Below are 19,302 nucleotides of genomic sequence, written 5' to 3' on the forward strand. Positions count from 1 at the left end.
CGGCTCCGGGGCGCCGCGGGCGGACGTCCGCCGCCGGCCGACGGAATATCGTGGAGGAGCGGAGCCCGACCGGCTCCCACCAGCACGTCCACCCACACCGACCACGCACGACGTAAGGACGGGCCCATGACCCGCGTGATCGCCGGTACGGCCGGCGGCCGCCGCCTGGCCGTACCACCGGGGAACGGCACCCGCCCGACCTCCGACCGGGCCCGCGAGGGCATGTTCTCCACCTGGGAGTCGCTCGACGGACCGCTGGCCGGCGCCCGGGTGCTCGACCTCTACGGCGGCTCCGGCGCGGTCGGTCTGGAGGCCCTCTCCCGCGGCGCCGAGCATGTGCTGCTGGTCGAGGCCGACGCCCGTGCGGTGCGCACCATCCGGGACAACGTCAAGGCGGTCGGCCTGCCGGGCGCCGAGGTCCGGCCCGGCAAGGCCGAGCAGGTCGCCGCCGCACCGGCCCCGGTCGAGCCGTACGACATCGTCTTCCTGGACCCGCCGTACGCGGTGACCGACCAGGATCTGTGCGAGATCCTGCTCACACTCCGTGGTCAGGGGTGGCTAGCGGAGCGGGCACTCGTCACCGTGGAGCGGAGTACCCGAGGCGGCACGTTCGCATGGCCGGACGGTTTTGAAGCGATCAAGGCCCGTCGCTACGGCGAGGGGACGCTTTGGTACGGTCGCGCCGCTTCGGCGTCCGCCGAATCGACGTCAACAAGCGTGTCATGACCGGACCGGAGAGCGAGGAACCGAAGTTGCGCCGCGCCGTCTGTCCGGGGTCCTTCGACCCCATCACCAACGGGCACCTGGACATCATCGCCCGTGCCTCCAAGCTGTACGACGTCGTCCACGTCGCCGTGATGATCAACAAGTCCAAGCAGGGGCTGTTCACGGTCGAGGAGCGCATCGACCTGATCCGCCGCGCCACCGCCGAGTACGGCAACGTCGAGGTGGAGGCCTTCCACGGCCTGCTCGTGGACTTCTGCAAGCAGCGCGACATCCCCGCGATCGTCAAGGGCCTGCGGGCCGTCAGCGACTTCGACTACGAGTTGCAGATGGCCCAGATGAACAACGGCCTCTCCGGTGTGGAGACCCTCTTCGTCCCCACCAACCCCACGTACAGCTTCCTGTCCTCCAGCCTGGTGAAGGAGGTCGCCGCCTGGGGCGGGGACGTCTCCCACCTGGTGCCGCCGTTCGTCTTCGAAGCCCTCACCGAGCGCCTGCGCAAGAAGGACTGACCGCACCCCGGTGCACCGGCGCCCACCGCCCGACTGACGGCCTGTCAGTTGGTGTCGGGCGGAGGGCTCGTGGACGTACAGTCGTCCCGTTCCGTCGTTCCAACCCCTCAGAGAGTGGCGAGTCCAAGGTGGACGTGCAGAAGAAGCTCGACGACATCGTCGCGACCGTCGCCGGCGCCCGGTCCATGCCCATGTCGGCATCGTGCGTGGTCAACCGCGCCGAGCTGCTCGCCCTGCTGGAGGAGGTGCGCGAGGCACTGCCCGGCTCCCTCGCGCAGGCGCAGGAACTGCTCGGCGGGCGGGCGCAGATGGTCGAGGACGCGCGGGCCGAGGCGGAGCGGATCATCGAGTCCGCGCACGCCCAGCGCGGTTCGCTGATCTCCGACACCGAGGTCGCCCGGCAGTCCCAGGACGAGGCGGACCGGATCCTCGCAGAGGCCCGCCGGGAGGCGGAGGAGATCCGCGCCGAGGCCGACGACTACGTCGACAGCAAGCTCGCCAACTTCGAGGTCGTCCTCACCAAGACCATCGGATCCGTCGACCGCGGGCGAGACAAGCTGCTGGGCCGCGGACCGGGGCTCTACGCGGCGGACGGCGAGGAGGACCCGGACGCCGAGGTCCCCGAGCGCAGCGCCGACCCGGAGGTCCTCAGGCAGCGCGCCGACGCGTACGTGGACGCCAAGTTCGGCGCCTTCCACGCCGTGCTGACCAAGACGCTGGAGGCGGTCGGCCGCGGCCGCGACAAGCTCCAGGGAGCCCGTGCGATCGACGAACTCGCGGCCCACATGGCGACGGCGGGCGACACGCAGTCCGGACACCAGCCGCAGGCGGACGCCGAGTACCTCGCCGAGCTCGCGGGCATCGGCGCCGACCAGGACGCCCAGACGTCCGCGGTGCCGGCGCAGCCCCATCAGCCCCACCCCCAGGACCACCAGCAGCCGCTCCAGCCCCAGCAGCCGGACTACGCCCCGCACGGCTACCCCGACCCGGCGGCCTACCCGCAGCAGGACGTCTACGGCTACCAGCAGCCCCAGCAGCTGCCGCACGAGCACGACCAGTACGCCCAGCACCAGGACCCGTACGCCTACGGCTGGCAGCAGCAGGCCCAGCAGCAGGGCTACGACCCGAACGCCTACCTCCAGCAGCAGGTCCCTCAACAGGGCCAGCACGGCGCGCACGGCCACACCGCGCAGGCCGGCGCGCTGGAGGAGACCAGCCTCTTCGACACCAGCATGATCAACCTGGATCAGCTGCGGCAGTACGAGGAGGGGCGCCAGTAGGCGGCCCGAACCGCAGGACCGGTGTGCGGCCGGGTGCGGATTGGGCCTATCGGGGCCCTTCCAGTATCCTGGCTCTTCGGTCGCGCGTATTCCCGCGATCTCTGCTGCCCGAATTTCACCGGTGGAACCACAGGTGAAATGACAGGCGGCACGAAGACCCCGTAGAAAGCAGGAAGCCATCAACGCCCGCCTCGACCATCGTGCCCCTCTCGTGTTCGACACGCGTGAGCTGGGCCGGCGTCCCGGCGCGCTGAAGCGGCTGTCCCGCTCCGTCGAGGCCCCCCGGGACCTCGGCAACGAGGTCATCGCTGTGCCCGAGGGCGCATCGATCGAGCTCGACCTCCGCCTGGAATCGGTCATGGACGGGGTGCTGGTCACAGGCACCGCCCGTGCAACGGTCAAGGGGGAGTGCGTAAGGTGTCTGGAGCCGCTGGAGCGAGAGCTCACCAGCGACTTCCAGGAGTTGTTCGCCTACCCCGACGCCGACGCCTACGTCCACGAGAAGGACGCCGGCGACGACGCCGAGGACGAGGAGGACACGCTCTTCGTCGAGGACGACCTGTTCGACCTCGAACCCGTGCTGCGTGATGCGGTGGTGCTCACACTGCCGATGCAGCCGGTGTGCCAGGAAGACTGCCCGGGCCTGTGCTCCGATTGCGGGGCGCGGCTGGCGGACGACCCGGACCACCACCACGATGCCGTCGACATCCGTTGGGCGGCACTGCAGGGACTCGCCGAGACCGTCAAGGACGGCGAGAAGGAAAACGCACCCCGCGACGGCGGGGATGAACCTCAGGAGAAGTAGCCGTGGCTGTTCCGAAGCGGAAGATGTCGCGCAGCAACACGCGCCACCGCCGGTCGCAGTGGAAGGCTGCGGTCCCCACCCTGGTGGCGTGCGAGCGCTGCCACGAGCCGAAGCAGCAGCACATCGCGTGCCCGAGCTGCGGCACCTACAACAAGCGCCAGGTCCTAGAGGTCTGAGCGGCTGGTGACAGGCTCTATGTCAGACGCCACATCGACTCCCCGCAAACGTGGGGATGAACCGACTCCGGCGGACACGGCCTCGTCTCTCACGCTTCTGGAAGGGCGGCTCGGGTACAAGCTCGAGTCCGCCCTTCTGGTGCGTGCACTGACGCACCGCTCGTACGCGTACGAGAACGGTGGTCTGCCCACCAACGAGCGGCTCGAATTCCTCGGGGATTCGGTCCTCGGCCTGGTGGTCACCGACACGCTGTACCGCATCCACCCCGACCTGCCGGAAGGCCAGCTGGCCAAGCTGCGGGCCGCGGTGGTCAACTCGCGTGCGCTCGCCGAGGTGGGCCGCGGCCTCGACCTCGGCGCCTTCATCCGGCTCGGCCGGGGCGAAGAGGGCACCGGCGGCCGGGACAAGGCCTCCATCCTCGCCGACACCCTGGAAGCGGTGATCGGCGCGGTCTATCTCGACCAGGGCCTCGACGCGGCCGGCGAGCTGGTGCACCGGCTCTTCGACCCGCTCATCGAGAAGTCCTCCAGCCTGGGCGCGGGCCTGGACTGGAAGACCAGCCTCCAGGAGCTCACCGCGACCGAGGGCCTGGGTGTTCCGGAGTACCTGGTCACCGAGACCGGGCCGGATCACGAGAAGACCTTTACTGCTGCCGCCCGCGTCGGTGGTGTCTCGTACGGCACCGGCACCGGCCGCAGCAAGAAGGAAGCCGAGCAGCAGGCTGCCGAGTCCGCATGGCGCGCGATCCGCGCCGCGGCGGACGAGGCGGCCAAGGCGGCAGCTTCCGGCGACGGTGACCCGTCGGCGCCCGGTGCGAGCACCGGCTCCACCGGTGCGGCTACCACCGCGCAGCCGTCCGCGGCTCCGGCTTCCGGCGACGACCCGTCGTCGGCGTCGCACTGAACCACCGTTTCTGACCCCGTACGGGGCGGCCGCCGCGCCGCGTCGTACGGGGTCAGAAGTCTTTCCCCACCCGTCGTCCTGTGGTCCCGACGTCCCGAGGAGCCTTCCGTGCCCGAGCTGCCCGAGGTCGAGGTCGTACGCCGCGGACTGGAGCGGTGGGTCAGCGGTCGGACGATCGACGTCGTCGAGGTGCGCCATCCGCGCGCCATCCGCCGGCACACGGCCGGTGCGGCCGACTTCGCGGCCCGGCTCAAGGGCCTGCGCCTGGGCACGGCCCGCCGGCGCGGCAAGTACCTCTGGCTTCCGGTGACCGGTGGCGGGCCGGCCGCGCAGAGCGCCGCCGAAGGCATCGCGCCGATCGTCACGCCGTCGGTCACCCACGGCCTGGCGATCCTCGCCCACCTCGGCATGAGTGGCCAGCTGTTGGTCCAGCCGCAGCGCGCGCCCGACGAGAAGCACCTGCGCATCCGCATCCGGTTCGCCGACGCCCAGGACACCGAACTCCGCTTCGTCGACCAGCGGACCTTCGGCGGGCTCTCGCTGCACGACACCGTTCCCGGCGACCCCGACCAGTTGCCCGACGTCATCGCCCACATCGCCCGCGACCCGCTCGACCCGGCCTTCGACGACAACGCCTTCCACACCGCACTGCGCCGCCGCCGGACCACCATCAAGCGGGCGCTGCTCGACCAGACGCTGATCAGCGGCGTCGGCAACATCTACGCCGATGAGGCGCTGTGGCGCAGCAAGCTGCACTACGAGCGGCCGACCGCCACCTTCACCCGTCCCCGCACCGCCGAGCTGCTCGGCCACGTCCGGGACGTCATGAACGCCGCGCTGGCCGTCGGCGGCACCAGCTTCGACAGCCTCTACGTCAACGTCAACGGGGAGTCCGGCTACTTCGACCGCTCCCTGGACGCCTACGGCCGCGAGGACGAGCCGTGCCGCCGCTGCGGCACCCCGATCCGGCGCCGCCCCTGGATGAACCGCTCCAGCTACTTCTGCCCGCGCTGCCAGCGACCGCCGCGGCCCTGACCCCGAGCGTGTCGGCCGATGGTGCGGCCGGCCGGCTCAGCGTGCGTCGTGCCGGGCGTCGTAGCGCTCGCGTGCGGCGAGGACCTGGGGCATCCGGGCCTCCACCAGGGCGATCAGCAGGTGCAGTTGGCGGGCGACCTGGACTCCCAGTGGGGTGAGTGCGTAGTCCACCCGGGGCGGGTTGGACTGCTGTGCCTCGCGGTGCACCAGCCCGTCCCGCTCCAGTGCGTGCAGGGTCTGGGCGAGCATCTTCTCGCTCACCCCTTCCACCCGACGGCGCAGTTCGTTGAAGCGGAACGTGCCGTCGAGCAGTGCGCCCAGCGTCAGGCTGCCCCAGCGGTCGGTGACGTGCTTGAGCGTCTCGCGGGAGGGGCAGTCGCGGGCGAACACATCGAAGGGCAGGTCGTCCGGACAGCCGGGGGAGGGGGCCTCGGCGGGCTGTGAGGTGGTCTCGGTCGGCATACCGCACACCCTACTCCGGCACAGCGCTAACCCTTGGGTTGCGCTTTCTAAAAGTTAGTGCTTCTCTTTCTCTCGTCGCCTTCCACCGCTGCCGCAGCGGTCCGGACGCTGACCGTCCCCGGGCGCCCCGACCACGAGGAGAAACCGCCGTGACCAGCTCCACCCAGCCCGACCGCACTGCTCTCACCCAGCCCGACCCGGTCGTCGTCTCCCTCGCCTACCACTCCGGCTTCGGCCACACCGCCGTGCTGGCCGAGGCGGTCCGCGCCGGCGCCGCCGACGCGGGCGCCACCGTGCATCTGATCAAGGTCGACGAGATCACCGAAGCGGAGTGGGAGCAGCTCGACGCCTCCGACGCGATTGTCTTCGGCTCGCCGACCTACATGGGCACCGCCTCCGGCGCCTTCCACGTCTTCGCCGAGGCGACCTCCGCGCGCTGGGCCACCAGGGCCTGGCAGGACAAGCTCGCCGCCGGCTTCACCAACTCCGCCTCCAAGAGCGGGGACAAGCTGCACACCCTTCAGTTCTTCACGGTTCTCGCCGCCCAGCACGGCATGACCTGGGTCGGCCTCAACCTGCTCCCGGGCTGGAACTCCTCCACCGCCTCCGAGAACGACCTCAACCGGCTCGGGTTCTTCCTGGGCGCGGCCGCCCAGTCGCCCAACGACCAGGGTGCCGAGGGCGTCCACAAGGCCGACATCGCCACCGCCGAGCACCTCGGGCGCCGGATCACCGAACAGGCCCGCATCGTCGCCGCGGGACGCGCCGCGCTCGCCGCCTGATCCGACCGGCCGCCCGGCACCGCCCCGGAGCGCCGCACGCCCGTGCCGCCCCGTGATCCGTCACGGGGCGGCACGGGCGTGCGCGGTGTCCGCCGTCAGCGGCGGGTGGGCGGCGACGGGCTGATCAGAAGCCGAAGTCCTGGGTCCACCAGGGGCCGCCCGGGCCGAAGTGGGCGCCGACACCGAGGGTTTTGTACTCGCAGTTGAGGATGTTGGCGCGGTGGCCGGGGCTGTTCATCCAGGAGTCCATGACGGACTGGGCGTTGGCCTGGCCGCGGGCGATGTTCTCGCCGCCGAGGTCGGTGATGCCCAGGTCGCGGGCGCGGTCCCAGGGGGTGTGGCCGTCCGGGTCGGTGTGGTCGAAGAAGCCGCGTTCCGCCATGTCGTCGCTGAACCGCTGTGCGAGCGTGCCCAATTCCTCGTCCGCGGTCACCGGGGAGCAGCCGACCCGGGCCCGCTCCTGGTTGACCAGGGTCAGGACCTGGGCCTCGGCGGACGATGTGGCGTCCGGGGCCTTCGACGGGGTCGCGGTGCTGCGGGGCGCGGCGGAGGAGGGGTGCTCGGCGGGCTCGGTGGAGCGGTGCGAACCGGGCTGTGCGGTGCGGGATTTGGCGGGCTGCCGGGGCGAGGGAGAGGTCGACGGCGTCGTGGGGGAGGAGGGGCGGCCGGTCTCCGGGGCGCTGGGACGGGCGCCACCCCGGCTCGCCGTGGCACCGGCGCGCTCGGACGGTGTGGCGGAGGCGCCGCCCAGCGGGGCGGTGGCCTCCGGCAGGGCGTCGGCGCGGACGCGGTCGTGGTCGCCGCCGGTGCCGCCGTCGAACTGGCCGTTGCCGGGTATCAGTCCGGACGCGACCGCCACGGCTCCCATCGCCACCGCCGCGGAGGCGCCGAGCAGTCCGGTGCGGACCGGCACCGCGCCGCGGCCGCGCGCCGCGCGGTGGGAGCGGGGTCGTGCCGCCGAGGCCGGTGCGCCGGCTCGAACTGCCGTCGGTCCGTCAACACGCCCGGCACCGGGGGCTTCGGGTGTGTGCGGAGCAGAGCGTCGATGGCGGCCCATCCGCTGTCTTCCTCCCCCCGGTGCAAGCACCGGCTCCACTGGAGCGGCTACCGCCGCACGGCCTTCCTCGCGTCAAGACGCCTCACTCGAAAGGGTGAGGCTCGTTGTCGGGGGACTGTACGCCATGGCGCAAGGGGGCGACCTGCCCCGTGAGCAATTGGCCGGTTAACGTGCACACATGAACGAAGATGTCCGTGTGACCGCGTGGGTGCGGGGTCAGGTCCAAGGCGTCGGCTTCCGCTGGTTCACCCGCGCCAACGCCCTTCGCATCGGCGAACTCGCCGGATTTGCGGTCAATCTCGGTGACGGCCGCGTCCAGGTGGTCGCCGAGGGGCCGAAGGACCGTTGCGATCAGCTGCTGGAGTGGCTGCGGACCGGAGACACGCCCGGGCGGGTCGACGGAGTCACTGAGATCTGGGCCACGCCCCGGGGCGGTTACGACGGCTTCGAGATCCGCTGACAGGGGCCGGGGAAACCGTTTCCACGGTGGATATCGGCGATCTTGGCGGTGCGTCTTCGTCAGCTGCTTACGGGAGATAAGGCCTGGTGGTTGCCAACTCGGCCGACCCGTGCAAGGCTGCCGCTGTACGGATGATCTCCACGCCCCCACGGGACCTTTCTGGAGAGTCGGCGCAGTGCCCACGCGGCCGCGCACTCTCAGGTGCCCGAGGATACGGGGCGTGATCGTGTTGACCGTCAAACCGTTTGGTGAGACTCTGGAATCCCCGCGCACCTTAGCTGTTTGGCATTGAGTACACCACAGAGAATGACAAGCCGCGGGTGCGAATCCCTCACGACCCACACCGCTTCGGTCGGTCACTCATTGTGGAGGACCATCCATCATGGCAAAGGCGCTTCTCGGTTACGTCGGCGGCTCCGACCCCCGAGTCCTCTCCGAGATGCGGCGGCTTCAGCAGCGCGTTCAAGACCTTGAATCCGAACTCATTCGGATGCAGGCCGAAAACGACATGCTGTCCGCTGCTGCACGTCGCGACGAGTCGGTGCTCGACATCGACGTACCCCAGGCGGAGCCCGCGCTCACCTGACCCCTCACCCCAGGGCCGGTAGGGCTGCTCGCCAGCCGCTTGAGGCACCGCTCTCTTCAAGATCTGCAAGGGACGCTTCGGCGTCCCTTCGTCGTTTCCCGGCTCTTCGTCCTACGGCGCTTGTTCCCATCGAACGGGCCACTTCAGCCGGGCCGTCCCTCCCTTACCGCATGATGTGCCCTGCGCTTTCCTCGGTGAAACCGAAAATGAACGGCGCGGTATACCCGGGGGCCGTACCGGGCCGGTGGCCGCGCCCGGAATGTTGGGGTCGGCCCCCGAGGGGCGGCCGGTAGAGTCCAACGGCGTGCACCTCAAGAGTCTGACCCTGCGAGGCTTCAAGTCCTTCGCCTCCGCCACGACGCTGCGCTTCGAACCGGGCATCACCTGCGTCGTGGGCCCCAACGGCTCCGGCAAGTCCAACGTCGTGGACGCGCTGTCCTGGGTCATGGGTGAGCAGGGTGCCAAGTCGCTGCGCGGCGGGAAGATGGAGGACGTCATCTTCGCCGGGACGACCGGGCGGCCGCCGCTCGGCCGCGCCGAGGTCTCGCTCACGATCGACAACTCCGACGGTGCCCTGCCGATCGAGTACGCCGAAGTCACCATCACCCGGATCATGTTCCGCAACGGCGGAAGCGAGTACCAGATCAACGGGGACACCTGCCGGCTGCTCGACATCCAGGAACTGCTCTCCGACTCCGGTATCGGCCGGGAGATGCATGTCATCGTCGGCCAGGGCCAGCTCGACTCCGTGCTGCACGCCGACCCGATGGGCCGCCGGGCCTTCATCGAGGAGGCCGCCGGCGTCCTCAAGCACCGCAAGCGCAAGGAGAAGGCGCTGCGGAAGCTGGAGGCGATGAAGGCGAACCTCGCCCGCGTCCAGGACCTGACCGACGAGCTGCGGCGCCAGCTCAAGCCGCTGGGCCGGCAGGCCGCGGTGGCCCGCCGCGCCGCCGTCATCCAGGCCGATCTGCGCGACGCCCGGCTGCGGCTGCTCGCCGACGATCTCGTCACGCTGCGCGAGGCGCTGCGGGCCGAGATCGCGGACGAGGCGGCGCTCAAGGAGCGCAAGCAGACCGCCGAGGAGCGGCTGCGCACCGCCCAGCAGCGGGAGGCGGTGCTGGAGGAGGAGGTGCGGGCGCTGACCCCGCGGGTGCAGCGCGCCCAGCAGACCTGGTACGAGCTGTCGCAGCTGGCGGAGCGGGTGCGCGGTACGACCTCGCTGGCCGAGGCGCGGGTCAGGAGCGCCACCGCGGCCCCGCCGGAGGAGCGGCAGGGGCGCGACCCCGACGACATGGAGCGCGAGGCGGCCCGGATCCGCGAACAGGAGGCGGAGTTGACCGCCGCGCTGGAGGCGGCGAGCCGGGCGCTGGAGGATACCGTCGAACACCGTGCCGGGCTGGAGCGGCAGTTGGCCGACGAGGAGCGGCGGCTGCGGGACGTCGCCCGCGCCATCGCCGACCGGCGCGAGGGCCTGGCCCGGCTCAGCGGACAGGTCACCGCGGCCCGCGGCCGGGCCGCCTCCGCACAGGCGGAGATCGGCCGGCTCGTCGAGGCCAGGGACGACGCCCGGGGCCGGGCGGCCGTCGCCCAGGAGGAGTACGAGCAGCTGAAGGCCGAGGTCGACGGGCTGGACGCGGACGACGAGGAGGCCGCGGAGCGGCACGAGGCGGCCCGCCGGGAGCTGGCCGAGGCGGAGGCCGCGCTGACCGCCGCGCGGGAGGCGCTGACCGCGGCGGAGCGCAGGCGTGCCGCGACCTCCGCCCGGCACGACGCCCTGGCGCTCGGGCTGCGCCGCAAGGACGGTACCGGCGCTCTGCTGGCCGCCGCCGACCAGCTCAGCGGGCTGCTCGGCCCGGCGGCCGAACTGCTGACCGTCGCCCCCGGCTTCGAGGTGCCGGTGGCCGCCGCCCTTGGCGCGGCGGCGGACGCGGTCGCCGTCGCCGACCCGGCCACCGCCGCCGACGCCATCCGGCTGCTGCGCAAACAGGACGCGGGGCGGGCCGCGATGGTGCTGGGGGACGGCAGTGGCCCGGGCCCGTCCGCGCCGGAGGCGGGCGAGGAAGGCGGTACGGGGCTGGTGCCCCGGCCGGCGCAGGCCGTGCAGGGCGGTGTGGCGGCCCGGTCCGTGGGGGTCCCGGCCCCGGCCGGAGCCGACGCGGTCGACGTGGCCGGCGGTGCGCAGGGGGCGGAGGGAGTCGTGGCGGCGCCGCAGGCCGCCGCAGCCGTGTCGGCGCGGGTGCCCGGGCCCCGCTCCGGGCCGGTATCCGCCGGTGAACTCGTCCAGGGACCGCCGGAGTTGACGGCCGCGGTGGCCCGGCTGCTGCGGGACGTCGTGGTGGTCGGGACGCTGGAGGACGCCGAGGACCTGGTGGCCGCGCGCCCCGGGCTGACGGCCGTGACCGGTGAGGGCGATCTGCTCGGGGCGCACTTCGCCCAGGGCGGTTCCGCGGGCGCGCCGAGCCTGCTGGAGGTGCAGGCGTCGGTCGACGAGGCGGCGGCCGAGCTGGAGGACCTGGCGGCGCGCTGTGCGGAGCTGGCCGAGGGGCAGCGGGCCGCGGCCGAGCGGCGTACGGAGTGTGCCGCGCTGGTGGAGGAGTTGGCCGAGCGGCGGCGGGCCGCGGACCGGGAGAAGTCCAAGGTCGCCGGCGACCTGGGGCGGCTCGCCGGACAGGCGCGGGCGGCCGCGGGCGAGGCGGAACGTTCTGCCGCGGCGGCGGCCAGGGCCGAGGAGGCGCTGGAGCGGGCCACCGAGGAGGCCGAGGAGCTGGCCGAGCGGCTGGCGGTGGCCCAGGAGGAGCCGGGCGTCGGCGAGGAGGAGCCCGACACCTCGGTACGGGACCGGCTGGCGGCCGACGGGGCGAATGCCCGGCAGACCGAGATGGAGGCCCGGCTCCAGGCGCGTACGCACGAGGAGCGGGTGAAGGGGCTGGCCGGGCGGGCGGATGCGCTGGACCGCGGGGCGCGCGCCGAGCGCGAGGCACGGGCGCGGGCCGAACGGCGGCGCGCCCGGCTGCGGCACGAGGCGGAGGTGGCCGGCGCGGTCGCCTCCGGTGCCCGGCAGTTGCTGGCCCACGTGGAGGTGTCCGTCGTCCGGGCCGAGGAGGAGCGTGCCGCCGCGGAGCGGGCCAAGGCCGAGCGCGAGCAGGCGCTGGCGACCGAGCGCACCGCGGCGCGCGAGCTGAAGTCGGAGCTGGACAAGCTGACCGACTCGGTGCACCGGGGCGAGGTGCTGGGCGCGGAGAAGCGGCTGCGCATCGAGCAGCTGGAGACCAGGGCGCTGGAGGAGCTGGGCGTGGAGCCGGCCGCGCTGGTGGCCGAGTACGGCCCCGACCAGCCGGTCCCGCCGTCGCCGCCGGCGGAGGGCGAGACGCTGCCGGACGATCCCGGGCATCCGCGCAACCAGCCGGTGCCGTTCGTCCGGGCCGAGCAGGAGAAGCGGCTCAAGGCCGCCGAGCGGGCGTACCAGCAGCTCGGGAAGGTGAACCCGCTGGCGCTGGAGGAGTTCGCGGCGCTGGAGGAGCGCCACCAGTTCCTCAGTGAGCAGCTTGAAGACTTGAAGAAGACCCGGGCCGACCTGCTCCAGGTGGTCAAGGAGGTCGACGAGCGGGTGGAGCAGGTCTTCACCGAGGCGTACCACGACACCGCGCGGGAGTTCGAGGGCGTCTTCTCGCGGCTCTTCCCGGGCGGTGAGGGGCGGCTGGTGCTGACCGACCCGGACGACATGCTGGCGACCGGGGTCGATGTGGAGGCGCGCCCGCCGGGCAAGAAGGTCAAGCGGCTCTCGCTGCTCTCGGGCGGTGAGCGGTCGCTGACCGCGGTCGCGCTGCTGGTGTCCATCTTCAAGGCGCGGCCCAGCCCGTTCTACGTGATGGACGAGGTCGAGGCGGCGCTCGACGACACCAACCTCCAGCGGCTGATCCGGATCATGGAGGAGCTCCAGGAGAGCTCCCAGCTGATCGTGATCACCCACCAGAAGCGCACGATGGAGGTCGCCGACGCGCTCTACGGGGTGTCGATGCAGGGGGACGGCGTGTCAAAGGTGATCAGCCAGCGGCTGCACTGACCGGGGCGCGGGTGACCGGGGTGCGGTCGCCGTGCGGCGTCCGGCCGGGTCGGGACGTCCCGACCGCAAGCGGCCCGTGTCGATCGCGCGGGGTGTCCGACGTGACGTCATCTCAAGATCAATTCACAACTTGAACAAAGAGGCCGTCGGTCGGTCCTGAAACAAATCCATCACACCCTATTGACTTCGAAACTTGAAGGCATAGTCTCTGCAACGTTGCTTTTACCTTCAAGTGGTGGGTACCCCTAACCTATGCACCACTAGAAGGGCCAGCCCCCGACGCCCGGCAGCGCAGCCGGGCCACTGGAGTTCACGTTGACCAGCACCGCGCAGCCGACGGTCCCGGAAGGCCGCAAGGCCCACCCCGACCATCTCGGCCATGTCATCTTCATCACCGCGGCTGCCGCGATGGGCGGCTTCCTCTTCGGCTACGACAGTTCCGTCATCAACGGTGCCGTCGAGGCGATCCGTAGCCGTTACGACGTCGGATCGGCCGTACTCGCCCAGGTCATCGCCATCGCGCTGATCGGTTGCGCCATCGGCGCCGCCACCGCCGGCCGGATCGCCGACCGGATAGGTCGCATCCGCGTGATGCAGATCGCGGCGGTGCTCTTCACCGTCAGCGCCGTCGGTTCGGCCCTGCCGTTCGCCCTGTGGGACCTGGCGCTCTGGCGGATCGTCGGCGGCTTCGCGATCGGTATGGCCTCGGTCATCGGCCCGGCCTACATCGCCGAGGTCTCGCCGTCCGCCTACCGTGGCCGGCTCGGCTCCTTCCAGCAGGCCGCGATCGTGGTCGGCATCGCCATCTCCCAGCTGGTGAACTGGGGCATCCTCAACCTCGCCGACGGCGAGCAGCGCGGGAAGATCGCCGGGCTGGAGGCCTGGCAGTGGATGCTCGGCGTGATGGTCGTCCCGGCCGTGCTCTACGGTCTGCTCTCGTTCGTGATCCCCGAGTCGCCGCGCTACCTGATCTCCGTCGGCAAGACGTCCCGTGCCAAGGAGGTGCTCGCCGAGGTCGAGGGCCACACCGTCAACCTCGACACCCGGGTCGCCGAGATCGAGGACGCGATGCGTCGCGAGCACAAGTCGACGTTCAAGGACCTCCTCGGAAAGAGGGGCTTCCTGCCGATCGTCTGGGTCGGTATCGGACTGTCGGTCTTCCAGCAGCTGGTCGGCATCAACGTCGCGTTCTACTACTCCTCGACGCTGTGGCAGTCGGTCGGCATCAACCCCGAGAGCTCGTTCTTCTACAGCTTCACCACGTCGATCATCAACATCATCGGCACCGTGATCGCGATGATCTTCGTGGACCGGATCGGCCGCCGCCCGCTGGCGCTGATCGGCTCCGCCGGTATGGCCGTCGCGCTCGCCCTGGAGGCCTGGGCCTTCTCCGCCAAGACCGCGGCCGGCACGCTGCCGTCCACCGAAGGCACCGTGGCCCTGATCGCCGCCCACGTCTTCGTGCTCTTCTTCGCGCTCTCCTGGGGCGTCGTGGTCTGGGTCTTCCTCGGCGAGATGTTCCCGAACAAGATCCGTGCCGCCGCGCTGGGCGTCGCCGCCTCCGCGCAGTGGATCGCCAACTGGGCCATCACGGCCAGCTTCCCGAGCCTGTCCGACTGGAACCTCTCGGGCACGTACGTGATCTACACATTCTTCGCCCTGCTCTCGATCCCCTTCGTGCTCAAGTTCGTGAAGGAGACGAAGGGCAAGGCGTTGGAGGAGATGGGCTAACCCCCCCGCCAGTCCTTCTCCTCAGTACTGGGTACTGCCCCGGCTCGACCAGAGAGCCGGGGCAGTAGCTTTTTCCGCAGCTTGTCCGCAGCTCTTCCGCTGTTTTCCGCCCCCGTCAGCCACCACTGCCCGTCGCGCGGAACGTCCTCCGGTAGCCCGCCGGTGTGGTGTGCAGCGCCTGCCGGAAGCGGCGGCGCAGATTCGTCGCCGAGGAGAGGCCGACGCGCAGGGCGATCGCCTCGACGGGCAGCTCGGTCTCCTCCAGCAGGGTCCGGGCCGCGTCGATCCGCCGGCCCAGCAGCCACTGGCCCGGGCTGGTGCCGAGCTGCTCGGCGAACCGGCGGGCGAGGGTGCGGGCGGAGATCCGCAGACGACCGGCCATGTCCTCGACGGAGACCGGCTCGGACAGCCGGCCGGACACCCACTCCAGCAGCGGGGCCAGCGACTGGTCCATGGCTCGCGCCGGGTCGATCCGGTCCGCCCGGAGCGGCGCCGCGTACTGGGCCTGGCCGCCCTCACGGTGCGGCGGCATCACCATGTGGCGGGCGATCCGGGCGGCGTGCGCCGCGCCGTGGTCGCTGCGCACGAGGTGCAGACACAGGTCCACCCCGGCCGCGGACCCCGCGCTCGTGGCCACGTCGCCGTGGTCGATGTAGAGCACTCCCGGATCGACCTGCACCCGGGGGAAACGGGCCGCCAGTTCGGCCGCCCGGGCCCAGTGCGTGGTCGCCCGGCGACCGTCCAACAGGCCGGTCTGCGCCAGGGCGAAGACGCCGGAGCAGATGGTGATCAGGCGGGCGCCGTTCCGGCGGGCGCCGAGCAGGGCCTCGCGCACGGCGGGGGACAGCGGCTCGTCCTGCGGTATCCAGCCCGGGATGACGACCGTGTCCGCCGTCGCCAGTGCGGACAGCCCCTCGGCGACCAGCATGTCGTAGCCCGCCGTCGTCCGTACCGGGCCCGGGACCTCGGTGCACACCGTGAAGTCGTAGTGGGCGGGCAGACCGGTGCGGCGGGTGCCGAAGACCTCGGCGGCGCAGCCGAGTTCGAAGGGGCCCTGGGGCGGGTGGACCAGCGCCACCACACGGTGGGGCTCTCCACGGCCCGCGTCGGAGGGGGCGGCGGGGCGGGCGAGAGGCATGGCAGGAAAGTACCCGAGGGAGTCTTTTCTGACACTGGGGGAGCGGGCCCCGGGAGGCGAGGGTGGGGGCATGACACAGCACAGCAGCGCGAACAGCGGTCAGGAGATGCCAGGTTACGTGTGGTCGGAGGTGGCCGACGCGCCGGTGCGGGAGCTGTTCCCCGGCGTCCGGATCCGCCCCCTGTGGACGGGGGACAACGGCGCGAAGGCCCAGGTCCTGGAGATCGACCCGGGCGGCGCCTGGGAGCGGATCGACGTGCACGAGCCGGGGCCGGAGGAGGTCTTCGTCGTCTCGGGCACGTTCAACGACGGCTTCGGGGACCATCCGGCCGGGTCGTTCCTGCACGCCCCCGCGGGCTCCTGGCACGTTCCGCGCTCGGACACCGGCTGCACCCTCTTCGTCTTCTACCCCGAGGGCTGATGCCGCACGGAGCCCCACGACCGCCCGCCCCGCCTCACCCCGTGAGGCGGGGCAACACCCGCTCGGCGAACAGGTGCAGGGAGCGCCAGCCCTCGTCGACCGGCATCCCCCCGCACAGCGGGTGCAGGATCAACGAGCCCTGGGGGCCCGCCTCTTGGGCGAGGCGTACGCACTCCTCAGGGGTGATGACGCGGTAGACGCCCTCCTTGCGCAGGGAGTCGGCGTCGTGCGCGGACGAGCGGACCGCGGAGCGGATGTCGGCGGACTGCCAGGACGCGTAGGTCTGCGCCTCGTGCAGCAGATGGCCGCCGTACTCGGCCCAGGTGCGGTCCGGGTCCTCGGCGAGGTGCAGGAGGGCGGTCCGCTCGGGCGGTTGCATCACCCAGCCGTCGGTGCCGAAGGCGGCGCGCTGCTGGTGGTAGTACGCCTCCAGTTCGGGGAGGTGGGCGCTGGGGAAGAGGGGCAGCCCCAGCCGGGCGGCGCGCCGGGCGGCGGCGCGGGAGCTGCCACCGATCAGCAGCAGCGGGTGCGGCCGGGTGTACGGGCGCGGGGTGACCTGGACGGTGCGCCCCTGGTAGGCGAAGGGCTCACCGGTCCAGGCGGACAGCAGGGTCTTGAGCACCTCGTCCTGGAGTGCGCCGCGGCGGGTCCAGTCCTTGCCGTGGGCCGCGTATTCCTCGGGCCGGTAGCCGATGCCGGCGACGGTGACCAGCCGGCCGCCGCTGATCAGGTCGAGCGTGGCGAGGTCCTCGGCCAGCCGCAGCGGATCGTGCAGCGGGGTGATCAGCGCGGAGAGGGTGACGCCGATCCGTCGGGTGGCACCGAAGACGGCGCCGGCGAAGGCGAGCGGTGAGGGCATCCAGCCGTTGGTGGTGGCGTGGTGCTCCTCGGTCTGGATCATCGTGATGCCGCGGTCGTCGGCGAAGGCCGCCATCTCGACGGCGGCCCGGTAGCGCGCGGAGAGCGTGGCGGGGGTCGGCGCCGGGTCGACGAGGTTGAAGCGCAGGACCGTGACGAGCGGCGCGGAGCGGTCGGACATGGCTGACGTCCCCTTCGCCAAGGACGGTTGGCGAAGGGGACGTTAGCTGACATGGCGTCAGATCGCTAGGGGCTGATCCGGCCGCCACGTCGGGCGGGCCGGGCGGGTGGGCGCGGGGGTCAGCCCACCTCGACCGGCTGGCGGGCCTCGGTGTGCGGCGCGTCCGAGTTCGCCGGGACCGTCTCCCTGGGCGTCGGCAGGACGGCGAAGACCACCGCGGCGATCGCGATCGTCGCCGCCCAGCCCAGGCCGTTCTCGCCGATCCAGGTGGAGGCCAGCGGGCCGGTGAACCACTGGACCTTGGTGAAGCACAGACCCGCGACCAGCGCCACGGACCAGGCGGTCATCGCCTGCCAGCAGAAGCCGCCGACGTACCAGTAGCGGCTGGTGCGGCCGGTGTTCATCAGGCTCTCGCCGTCGTAGCGCACCGCCAGCTTGCGGCGGCGGGCCATGTCGATGCCGTAGACGCCGATCCAGGCGGAGAAGGAGACCGCGAGCAGCGTCAGGAAGGCGATGAACTGGCCGATGAAGTCCTTGGCCACCAGCATCATGACCAGGCCGCCGCCCAGGCTGATGAGCGCGTTGATGCTGACGGCCAGGGCGCGCGGCAGCCGGACGCCCATGGTCTGGGCGGTGAAGCCCGCGGAGTACATCGACAGGCTGTTGATCAGCATCATCCCGATCAGCGCCGTGAGCAGGTACGGGATCGCGATGGCGCGCGGCAGGATCTCGCCGAGGAACGACATCGGGTCGGTGTTCTGGTTGGCCAGCGTCGGGTTGGAGACGGCCATCACACCGCCCATGAGCACCATCGGGACCAGCACCAGGGCCGCACCGGAGACGGTGGTGCCGACGATCTTCTTGCCGGAGGCGGCGTGCGGGAGGTAGCGCGCGAAGTCCGGACCGGTGGGGACCCAGCTGATACCGCCGGCCGCGATGGTGCCGATACCGGCGACCATCAGGGCGGCGCTGCCGGGCGACTTGTGGAGGATGTCGCCCCAGGGCATCTCGACGATCAGATAGCCGAGCACCACCACGCTGATCGCGCTGAAGAGGTACGTGGAGTACTTGTTGCACACGTTCAGCGCCTTGCGGCCCATGCCGCTCACCAGGAACGTGCAGCCGACGAAGCCGAGCAGGGTGACGACGATCAGCGCGTTGTTGGCCTTGATGCCGAAGACCAGGTGCAGCACGGTCAGGATGGCGTACGCGCCGGTGACCGCGTTGATCGTCTCCCAGCCGAAGCGGGCGACCCACAGGATCGCGCCAGGGAAGTAGTTGCCGCGCACGCCGAAGGCGGCCCGGGAGAGCATCGCGCCCGGGGCGCCGCCCCACTTACCGGAGACCGACAGCAGGCCGACCATGCCGAAGGAGACGGCGGACGCGATGGCGGCCACCACCAGCACCTGCCAGAAGTTCAAGCCGTTGTTGATCACCAGCGAGGCCCCCATGGTGAGCAACAACACGCTGATGTTGGCGGCGACCCAGGTGGGGAAGAGCTCGCGGACGCGGCCCCGGCGCTCATGATCGGGAACGGGCTCGATGCCGCGGGTCTCGACGGCGCCTTCGGATTCGGGAGTGGACGCGGACGTGGTGCTGGTGCCCATTGGTGCAGGTGTCTCCGTGTACATCTGGGAGGCACCCCCAGGGGAGGAGGTGCAGGCAGCGGCTGTGGTGCCTGGCCGGAATTGGCTGCCAGGACTCTACGCGCGTTGCGCGGCCGTCCACCATCGTACTTTGATCCAACTTCTGCCTCATTGCACCGTTGGATCCCCCGACGAGAACGAGTGTCACCCAGACTCGTCGGGGCGTCCAGCTTTTCGCTGCGCTTGGCTTTTTTCCCACATTGCTGGGTTTGCTCGCCGTGGCCTTGGCGGCCGGCGTTCTCCCCACGTTGTTGTCTGGCCCGCCGTGGCCTGGCGGCCGGCGTTCTCCCCACGTTGTTGGCTTTCTCGCCGTGGCGCCTGCGGCGGGCTGTGCCGCTGCGCGGGGCTGCTTGGCTGCGGGTGTGGTCCTGCGGGGCTGGGTGTCCGGACTGCTTCGCTTTACGTCCGGACACCCAGCCCCTCCGGCCCCCACCCTCCCGTGGGTGGGAAGGAAGAAGGCCGGTGGGGGTGGGATACGAGTG

18 protein-coding genes are annotated in these 19,302 nt (G+C 71.4%); 13 read left to right on the forward strand and 5 right to left on the reverse strand.

All coding sequences use genetic code 11. The annotated features are described in order from the left end of the window. The first annotated feature begins 126 nt into the window (after positions 1-126). The 7 genes from rsmD (at position 127) to mutM (ending at position 5,435) form a co-directional block, all read left to right on the forward strand. The gene (rsmD, locus tag AB0C96_RS31160) at positions 127-726 is read left to right on the forward strand and encodes a 16S rRNA (guanine(966)-N(2))-methyltransferase RsmD (RefSeq protein WP_362921998.1); all 600 of its coding nucleotides are present in this window, start codon (positions 127-129) and stop codon (positions 724-726) included. Continuing rightward, complete coding sequence (gene coaD / locus AB0C96_RS31165) at positions 723-1,235, forward strand: pantetheine-phosphate adenylyltransferase (protein WP_362922000.1); 513 nt, start codon at positions 723-725, stop codon at positions 1,233-1,235. The genes rsmD and coaD overlap by 4 nt, the downstream gene beginning before the upstream one ends. A gap of 128 nt (positions 1,236-1,363) precedes the next feature. Continuing rightward, on the forward strand, positions 1,364-2,515 hold the full coding sequence (locus AB0C96_RS31170) for a cell division initiation protein (protein ID WP_362922002.1): 1,152 nt from the start codon (positions 1,364-1,366) through the stop codon (positions 2,513-2,515). Positions 2,516-2,726: 211 nt separating this feature from the next. Next, positions 2,727-3,320: a YceD family protein gene (locus AB0C96_RS31175; protein ID WP_362922004.1), complete on the forward strand. Its 594-nt coding sequence runs from the start codon at positions 2,727-2,729 to the stop codon at positions 3,318-3,320. Between the two features lie 2 nt (positions 3,321-3,322). Beyond that, complete coding sequence (gene rpmF / locus AB0C96_RS31180) at positions 3,323-3,496, forward strand: 50S ribosomal protein L32 (RefSeq protein ID WP_003951102.1); 174 nt, start codon at positions 3,323-3,325, stop codon at positions 3,494-3,496. A 19-nt stretch (positions 3,497-3,515) separates the two neighbouring features. Further along, entirely contained in the window at positions 3,516-4,400 is an 885-nt protein-coding gene (rnc, locus tag AB0C96_RS31185; RefSeq protein ID WP_362922006.1) for a ribonuclease III, read from the forward strand. 108 nt (positions 4,401-4,508) lie between these two features. Next, positions 4,509-5,435 carry a bifunctional DNA-formamidopyrimidine glycosylase/DNA-(apurinic or apyrimidinic site) lyase gene (gene mutM, locus AB0C96_RS31190; protein WP_362922008.1) on the forward strand — a complete coding sequence of 309 codons (927 nt, stop codon included), beginning with the start codon at positions 4,509-4,511 and terminating at the stop codon, positions 5,433-5,435. A 36-nt stretch (positions 5,436-5,471) separates the two neighbouring features. Here mutM and AB0C96_RS31195 read toward each other — a convergent pair whose 3' ends face one another. Continuing rightward, the gene (locus AB0C96_RS31195; protein WP_362922010.1) at positions 5,472-5,897 is read right to left on the reverse strand and encodes a helix-turn-helix domain-containing protein; all 426 of its coding nucleotides are present in this window, start codon (positions 5,895-5,897) and stop codon (positions 5,472-5,474) included. Positions 5,898-6,046: 149 nt separating this feature from the next. Between AB0C96_RS31195 and AB0C96_RS31200 the strand changes: the two genes are divergently transcribed. Beyond that, positions 6,047-6,679, forward strand: a complete 633-nt coding sequence (locus tag AB0C96_RS31200; protein ID WP_362922012.1) for a flavodoxin family protein — start codon at positions 6,047-6,049, stop codon at positions 6,677-6,679. Between the two features lie 124 nt (positions 6,680-6,803). On the opposite strand, the gene AB0C96_RS31205 is transcribed toward AB0C96_RS31200, so the two are convergent. Continuing rightward, entirely contained in the window at positions 6,804-7,736 is a 933-nt protein-coding gene (locus tag AB0C96_RS31205) for a CAP domain-containing protein (protein ID WP_362922014.1), read from the reverse strand. Positions 7,737-7,914: 178 nt separating this feature from the next. Here AB0C96_RS31205 and AB0C96_RS31210 point away from each other — a divergent pair, with 178 nt between their 5' ends. From AB0C96_RS31210 to AB0C96_RS31225, 4 genes are all read left to right on the forward strand, one after another. Continuing rightward, on the forward strand, positions 7,915-8,196 hold the full coding sequence (locus tag AB0C96_RS31210) for an acylphosphatase (RefSeq protein ID WP_362922016.1): 282 nt from the start codon (positions 7,915-7,917) through the stop codon (positions 8,194-8,196). A 382-nt stretch (positions 8,197-8,578) separates the two neighbouring features. After that, entirely contained in the window at positions 8,579-8,782 is a 204-nt protein-coding gene (locus AB0C96_RS31215; protein ID WP_033266895.1) for a hypothetical protein, read from the forward strand. Between the two features lie 304 nt (positions 8,783-9,086). Next, positions 9,087-12,845, forward strand: coding sequence for an AAA family ATPase (locus tag AB0C96_RS31220; protein ID WP_362922018.1), 3,759 nt, complete (start codon positions 9,087-9,089; stop codon positions 12,843-12,845). A gap of 315 nt (positions 12,846-13,160) precedes the next feature. Continuing rightward, positions 13,161-14,576 carry a sugar porter family MFS transporter gene (locus AB0C96_RS31225; protein ID WP_362922020.1) on the forward strand — a complete coding sequence of 472 codons (1,416 nt, stop codon included), beginning with the start codon at positions 13,161-13,163 and terminating at the stop codon, positions 14,574-14,576. 115 nt (positions 14,577-14,691) lie between these two features. Here AB0C96_RS31225 and AB0C96_RS31230 read toward each other — a convergent pair whose 3' ends face one another. After that, on the reverse strand, positions 14,692-15,714 hold the full coding sequence (locus tag AB0C96_RS31230; RefSeq protein ID WP_362922023.1) for a helix-turn-helix domain-containing protein: 1,023 nt from the start codon (positions 15,712-15,714) through the stop codon (positions 14,692-14,694). A gap of 70 nt (positions 15,715-15,784) precedes the next feature. On the opposite strand from AB0C96_RS31230, the gene AB0C96_RS31235 reads away from it, so the two are divergent. Then, the gene (locus AB0C96_RS31235; protein ID WP_362922025.1) at positions 15,785-16,135 is read left to right on the forward strand and encodes a cupin domain-containing protein; all 351 of its coding nucleotides are present in this window, start codon (positions 15,785-15,787) and stop codon (positions 16,133-16,135) included. A gap of 34 nt (positions 16,136-16,169) precedes the next feature. Here AB0C96_RS31235 and AB0C96_RS31240 read toward each other — a convergent pair whose 3' ends face one another. Then, positions 16,170-17,174, reverse strand: a complete 1,005-nt coding sequence (locus AB0C96_RS31240; protein ID WP_362922027.1) for an LLM class flavin-dependent oxidoreductase — start codon at positions 17,172-17,174, stop codon at positions 16,170-16,172. A 119-nt stretch (positions 17,175-17,293) separates the two neighbouring features. Continuing rightward, on the reverse strand, positions 17,294-18,781 hold the full coding sequence (locus AB0C96_RS31245) for a cytosine permease (RefSeq protein WP_362922029.1): 1,488 nt from the start codon (positions 18,779-18,781) through the stop codon (positions 17,294-17,296). Positions 18,782-19,302 lie beyond the last annotated feature (521 nt).

Source organism: Streptomyces sp. NPDC048506 (assembly GCF_040651315.1).
Classification (GTDB): domain Bacteria; phylum Actinomycetota; class Actinomycetes; order Streptomycetales; family Streptomycetaceae; genus Streptomyces.